Origin of the sequence: Arsenicicoccus sp. UBA6765 (assembly GCF_002453335.1) — a bacterium.
Taxonomy (GTDB): domain Bacteria; phylum Actinomycetota; class Actinomycetes; order Actinomycetales; family Dermatophilaceae; genus Arsenicicoccus; species Arsenicicoccus bolidensis.
On record NZ_DKGR01000047.1, the window covers coordinates 26659 to 32658 of the forward strand.

Below are 6000 nucleotides of genomic sequence, written 5' to 3' on the forward strand. Positions count from 1 at the left end.
TTCGTCCGTGCTGGGAGGGGGGGACGGGGTGGGAGGGGGTGAGCAGGGTGCGCCCGAGGTCGAGCAGCTGAGACCAGCGGCCGTATGCCGGGACCACCGCCTCGACGGGCCGCCCAGATGCTCGGGTCTCGGCTCAGGCGACGGGCGAGGACCCGTCCGGGTGCTCGCGCTCGGAGCGGCGCACGTCGACGTCCGGGTGCATCTCGGAGAAGCTCATGAGGGTGGCCGTCTGCAGGTCGAAGGTCGACCCGGCCGGCAGCGTGTGGACGACGGCGCCGCTGACCAGCAGCGGTGCGTCCTCGGCGGCCTCGTAGGCGTCGGTGACGGCCCGTCGGGCGTCGGCGATGAAGACGCCGCCGTCGCCGATGACGGTGAGGACGCGGCCGTCGGTGATCTCGGCCGCGGTGTCCTCGTCGATGCCCATGCCGAGCAGCGCGGGGGACCCGGCCACGAGGGACAGCAGCCGTCCGTAGCGCGTGCGCTGCGCGAAGTGCTGGTCGACGATGACGTCGGGCAGCAGGTCGAGCCCGGCCGTGAGCTGGCTCGAGCGCTGACGCGGGGTGATGCCCTCGTCGCCCATGGAGATCATGAACCGGCTCATGATCGAGGCGCCGGCCGACGTGCCGGCGATGACGGCGCCCCGCTCGTAGGCCCGGTGGATCGCGCGGCCGACCTCGGTGCCGCCGATGAGCTGGGCGAGCTTGAGCTGGTTGCCGCCGGTCATGAAGATGCCGGTGGCCTCGTCGATGGCGGCGGCCCCGCAGCCCTCGTCGGTGCGGTCGGCCTCGGCGCGGCTCTGGATGTCGACGGTGACCGTGCGCTCCGCCCCCAGCCGGGCGAAGACGTCGGCGTAGACCTCGGCGGCCTCGTCGGCGAACGCGGAGGCGGAGGGGATCACGACCATGCGGGCCCGCACGCCGCCGGCCAGCCGCACGAAGCGCCGCAGCACCGTCGCCCGGCCCATCTTGTCCTCGGCGCCGCCGATGATGAGCAGCGAACGATGGATGGTCGGCTCCAGCTGGGCGGACATGTGCGGATCAACTCCCGGTGTCATGGCAGCGCACGGACCACGGCGCGCTCGGGCCACCCTAGGCCGCTGCTGCGGGAGCCCGGGGTCGCCGCGCCGCAGAGCGAGACGATCCCGTCCACCGTGCGACGGGTGCGGGCCGGACCGTCCAGGGTGGTCGCGAGGTGCTCGTCAGGCTGCCTCATCTCGGCCGGAGGTCAGGCGCGGGGGAGTCCCAGGAGCTCGACCAGGTCGTCGAGGCGGGGCCCGGGTAGGCACACGTCCGCGCGGTCGGCCAGCGCGGGCTTGGCGGCGAAGGCCACCCCGAGCCCGGCGGCCTCCAGCATGTCCAGGTCGTTGGCGCCGTCGCCCACCGCGATCGTCCGCTCCATCGGGATGCCGTGCCGCTCGGCCAGCTCCCGCAGCACCCGGGCCTTGACGGCGCGGTCCACGACCTCGCCGGCCACGCGCCCGGTCAGGCGGCCGTCGCGCACCTCGAGGGTGTTGGCGACCGCGTGGTGGATCCGCATCGTCTCCGCGAGCGGGCCGACCACCTCGACGAACCCGCCCGACACCACGCCCACCACGCCGCCGGCGGCCGTCACGGCGTCGACGAGCTCCTGCGCCCCGGGTGTCACCCGCACCGCGGCCCGCACCGCCTCGACGACCGTGACGGGCAGCCCCTCGAGCACCGCCACCCGCGCGTGCAGGCTCTGCGCGAAGTCGAGCTCGCCCCGCATGGCGGCCTCGGTCACCGCCCGCACCTCGGGCTCCTTGCCCGCGTGCGCGGCGAGCATCTCGATGACCTCGTCCGCGATGAGGGTGGAGTCGACGTCGGTGAGCAGCAGCGGCGGCCCCTCGGTCAGCGCGACCCGCGTGCGCTCGAGCACCTCGGGGCGGCGGACCAGGGGAGCGGCGGGGGTGTCGTCGGGCACGGTGCCCAGCCTAGGGACGGCGACGTCGGATGCCGGTGGGCTGTCCGGCATACGACGTCGCGGTCATTGCTCCTCGGTCAGGGAACGATCTGGACTCCCTTGCCCACCACCGTGATCCCGGACTCCGTCACGTAGTATCCGCGGGCCCGGTCGTGCTCCTTGTCCACGCCGACCATCGCGCCCTCGGGGACGTCGACGCCCTTGTCGAGGACGGCCTTGTGGACCGTGGCGTTGCGGTGGACCACCACGTCGTCGAAGAGCACGGAGCCCTCGACGGTGGAGTAGGAGTTGAGCTTGACGCCGGGCGACAGCACGGAGGTCGTGACCTCGGAGCCGGACACCACGACGCCGGGGCAGACGGTGGAGTTGGTGACCTTGGCGGCGCGCGACGCCATCCCGGTGACGAACTTGGCCGGGGGCAGCGACTCCATCTGCGTGAAGATCGGCCACTCCATGTTGTAGAGGTTGAAGACCGGGTTGAGCGACACGAGCTCCATGTGGGCGTCGTAGTAGGAGTCCATGGTGCCGACGTCGCGCCAGTAGCCGTGGTCGCGCTCGGTCTCGCCCGGGACGATGTTGTCCTTGAAGTCGTAGACATAGGCCTCACCCGCGTCGACGAAGGCCGGGACGATGTCGCCTCCCATGTCGTGCTTGGTGTCGTCGCGCGCGTTGTCGCTCTCGAGCGCCTCGACCAGGGCGTCCTTGGTGAAGACGTAGTTGCCCATGGACGCGAGGATCTCGTCGGGGGAGTCCGGCAGCCCGGCCGGGTCGGTGGGCTTCTCGAGGAACTCGCGGATCTTGGAGGGGTTGCTCGGCTCGACGTCGATGACGCCGAACTGGTCCGCCATCGACCGCGGCTGACGGATCGCGGCGACGGTGCACGCGGCGTCGGTGTCGATGTGCTGGGCGACCATCTGCGAGAAGTCCATGCGATAGACGTGGTCGGCACCCACGACGACGATGATGTCGGGGTCCTCGTCACGGATGAGGTTCATGGACTGGTAGATCGCGTCGGCGGACCCGCGGTACCACTCCTTGCCGATGCGCTGCTGCGCCGGCACGTTGGTGACGTAGTTGCCGAGCATCTGCGACATGCGCCAGGTGCGGGACACGTGCCGGTCGAGGCTGTGCGACTTGTACTGCGTCAGCACGACGACCTTGAGGAAGCCGCTGTTGACGACGTTGGACAGCGCGAAGTCGATGAGTCGGTAGTTGCCGCCGAACGGGACGGCCGGCTTGGCGCGGTCGGCGGTGAGGGGCATGAGTCGCTTGCCCTCTCCACCTGCGAGGACGATGGCGAGGACCTTCTTGTGGCCGCGGCGGTTGTACATGCCCTCACCCTAAGGTCGTCGGGATCGGCCTGCCACGGGAGGGATCGGCCGTGGCGGGGAATCGTGGCGGGCCCGGAATTCGACTCCGGGCTCGACGGCGAATTCGACTCCGGCAGACGCGTCGTCGGCGCTGGACGAGCGGCCCGCCCCGTCGCCGGATAGGTTCGTCCCGTGCGAGTCGACATCGTGAGCAAGGAATACCCGCCCCAGGTCTACGGCGGCGCCGGGGTGCACGTCACCGAGCTCGTCCGGGCCCTGCGGTCCCGCGGCGACATCGACGTCCAGGTGCGCTGCTTCGGCGGCCCCCGGGACGAGGAGGGGACGACCGGGTATGCCGACCTGCCCGAGCTCTCCGGGGCCAACGCAGCCCTCGTGACGATGGGCACGGACTTGCGGATCGCGGCCGACGTGGCAGGGGCAGACCTGGTGCACTCGCACACGTGGTACGCCAACTTCGGCGGGCACGTCGCGTCGCTGCTCAACGGCATCCCGCACGTCATCTCGGCCCACTCGCTGGAGCCGCTGCGCCCGTGGAAGGCCGAGCAGCTCGGTGGCGGTTACGCGCTCTCGTCCTTCGTGGAGCGGTCGGCCTACGAGGCCGCGGCGGGCGTCATCGCCGTCTCGGCGGGCATGCGCGAGGACATCCTGCGGTGCTACCCAGCGCTCGATCCCGCGCGGGTCCACGTGGTGCACAACGGGATCGACTCCGAGGACTGGAAGCCCGGGCCGGACCCGGCGGTGCTCGAGAAGTACGGCATCGACCCGGACCGGCCGTTCGTCTGCTTCGTGGGCCGCATCACCCGGCAGAAGGGGCTGCCCTATCTCATCAAGGCCGCCGCCCGCCTGCCCGAGGGCGTGCAGCTGGTGCTGGCCGCCGGAGCCCCCGACACCCCGGAGATCAAGGCCGAGGTCACGGCCCTCATCGACGACCTCAAGACGCGCCGCGACGGCGTCGTCTGGATCGCCGAGCACCTGCCCCGCAACGAGATCGTGGCGCTGGAGTCGGCGTGCACGGTGTTCGCGTGCCCCTCGATCTACGAGCCGCTCGGCATCGTCAACCTCGAGGCGATGGCCTGCGAGGCGGCCGTGGTCGCCACGGCCACCGGCGGCATCCCGGAGGTCGTCGTCGACGGCGAGACGGGCTGGCTCGTCCCCATCGAGCAGGTGCAGGACGGCTCCGGCACCCCGCTGGACGAGGAGACGTTCGTCGCCGACCTGGCCGCCGCTCTCACCGACGCGGTGTCCGACGTCGAGCGGGCGCGCGAGATGGGCCGCGCCGGTCGACGCCGCGCGGTCGAGCACTTCTCGTGGGCGGCGATCGGCGACAAGACCCTCGAGGTCTATCGCGCCGTCCTCGACGCCTGACGGCAGCGGTCGCAGTCGCAGAGCCGTATGGCGTGCATGGTGCCCGCGTTGCGGAGGGCGCCCGGCTCCCACAGGGGCTCGGGCTCGGAGCGCCAGGTCCTCGTCTCCCGCAGCGTCGGCTCCGGGTCGCGGTCGGGACGCCCGGCCCGGCAGCACCCGCACCTGGTGTAGCCCGCCTCCCGCGGCTCGTGCCACACCACGTCGTGCCCGCACGTGCGGCACCGGTGGACGAGGACGCTCACGCTCCCTCGCGGTCCGGGTCGGAGGAGATGGTGTCGTCACGGATCGGCATGAGCAGCGTCCAGGTGCTGCCGTCATGCGGGTCGCGCAGGGCGATCGGGGCGAGCGGCCCGTCGAGCTCGAGCATGAGCTGATCTCCCGGCAACGCCTCGACCGCCTCCCGGAGCAGCTCGCCGTCCAGCAGGAGGTGCTCGAGCCGCACCCGACCGGGCTCGGCGTCGACCAGCAGCTCCGGGAGGGCGGCTCGGTCCACCACGCGGTGTCGCCCCTGCCCGAGGTAGGTCCGCATCCGCTCCACGTCCGGATAGTCCCCGTCGACGGTCGGCAGGTCGGGCCGGAGCCGCACCTCGCCGTCCGCCTGGTCCTCGAGCGCCTGCCGGAGCAGCGCCGGCGCCAGGGTGGCCCCCCAGTCCGCCTGAGACACAGGGCAGGTCGTGGTGGCCAGGCGATAGCGGTCGGTCGCCACCCACGTGCAGACCCCGCCTGCGGCGCGCAGGTGTATGCCGCCCAGCGCCCCCGCCTCGTCGTGGGTCGCCACGGCGAACTCCACCCGACGCAGGGCGTGCTCGAACCCGCTGGCCGGGAAACGTAGCTCGGGCTGCGGCGGGAGCACAGGCACTCCTGGGACGTCGTCGTCAGAGCCGAGCAGGCGCAGCAGCCGTGCCACCTCGAGGCGGGCGCCGGCCACGCCCGCCTCGAGGTGGGTGAGGTGCGCGTGGAGGATGCCGGCGACCTGCTCGGCGTCGTCGAGCCGCTCCAGCACCGTGGGCATCTCGGCGACGGGCAGGCCGATACGCCGCAGCCCGGCGATGACGCGGGCCGCGACGACCTGGTCGACGGCATACCGCCGGTAGCCCGTCCGCTCGTCGACCACCGCCGGCACCAGGACGGCATGGGTGTCGTAGAAGCGCAGCGCGGACACGGTCAGCCCGCTCGCCTGGGCGAGCTCACCGATCCCGAGGAGGTCTGTCATGCGCCGAGCCTGGACCCTCGACCTGGTGGAGGGTCAATCCCCAGGGCTGACCCCAGCCCCGAGATCGTGAGTGTTCGGTCCAAGGATGTTGGAGTGGGGTTGACCCCGTTCGACGGACACCGGCTTAACCTCGATCCACCGATGGGCGGA

5 protein-coding genes are annotated in these 6000 nt (G+C 72.0%); 1 reads left to right on the forward strand and 4 read right to left on the reverse strand.

Annotated features, from left to right (window positions below; translation table 11 throughout):
• Window positions 1-133: 133 nt before the first annotated feature.
• The 3 genes from B4K29_RS12875 to glgC all read right to left on the reverse strand — a co-directional run bounded on the left by B4K29_RS12875 (window position 134) and on the right by glgC (window position 3272).
• Window positions 134-1030 (reverse strand): cyanophycinase, encoded by an 897-nt coding sequence (locus B4K29_RS12875; protein ID WP_286967591.1) that lies wholly within the window; start codon window positions 1028-1030, stop codon window positions 134-136.
• A 194-nt stretch (window positions 1031-1224) separates the two neighbouring features.
• Window positions 1225-1941, reverse strand: a complete 717-nt coding sequence (gene serB / locus B4K29_RS12880; protein ID WP_286967593.1) for a phosphoserine phosphatase SerB — start codon at window positions 1939-1941, stop codon at window positions 1225-1227.
• Window positions 1942-2018: 77 nt separating this feature from the next.
• Window positions 2019-3272, reverse strand: a complete 1254-nt coding sequence (glgC, locus tag B4K29_RS12885; RefSeq protein ID WP_286967595.1) for a glucose-1-phosphate adenylyltransferase — start codon at window positions 3270-3272, stop codon at window positions 2019-2021.
• A gap of 171 nt (window positions 3273-3443) precedes the next feature.
• Here glgC and glgA point away from each other — a divergent pair, with 171 nt between their 5' ends.
• Window positions 3444-4637, forward strand: a complete 1194-nt coding sequence (gene glgA, locus B4K29_RS12890) for a glycogen synthase (protein WP_019284838.1) — start codon at window positions 3444-3446, stop codon at window positions 4635-4637.
• 238 nt (window positions 4638-4875) lie between these two features.
• Here glgA and B4K29_RS12895 read toward each other — a convergent pair whose 3' ends face one another.
• Complete coding sequence (locus B4K29_RS12895; protein ID WP_029210082.1) at window positions 4876-5850, reverse strand: MerR family transcriptional regulator; 975 nt, start codon at window positions 5848-5850, stop codon at window positions 4876-4878.
• Window positions 5851-6000: the final 150 nt, after the last annotated feature.

What these genes read in the sequence shown, in the direction of transcription:
- glgC (WP_286967595.1), bottom strand. Translation starts at nt 3,272, where the DNA reads ATGTACAACCGCCGCGGCCACAAGAAGGTCCTCGCCATCGTCCTCGCA.
- B4K29_RS12895 (WP_029210082.1), bottom strand. Translation starts at nt 5,850, where the DNA reads ATGACAGACCTCCTCGGGATCGGTGAGCTCGCCCAGGCGAGCGGGCTG.
- B4K29_RS12875 (WP_286967591.1), bottom strand. Translation starts at nt 1,030, where the DNA reads ATGTCCGCCCAGCTGGAGCCGACCATCCATCGTTCGCTGCTCATCATC.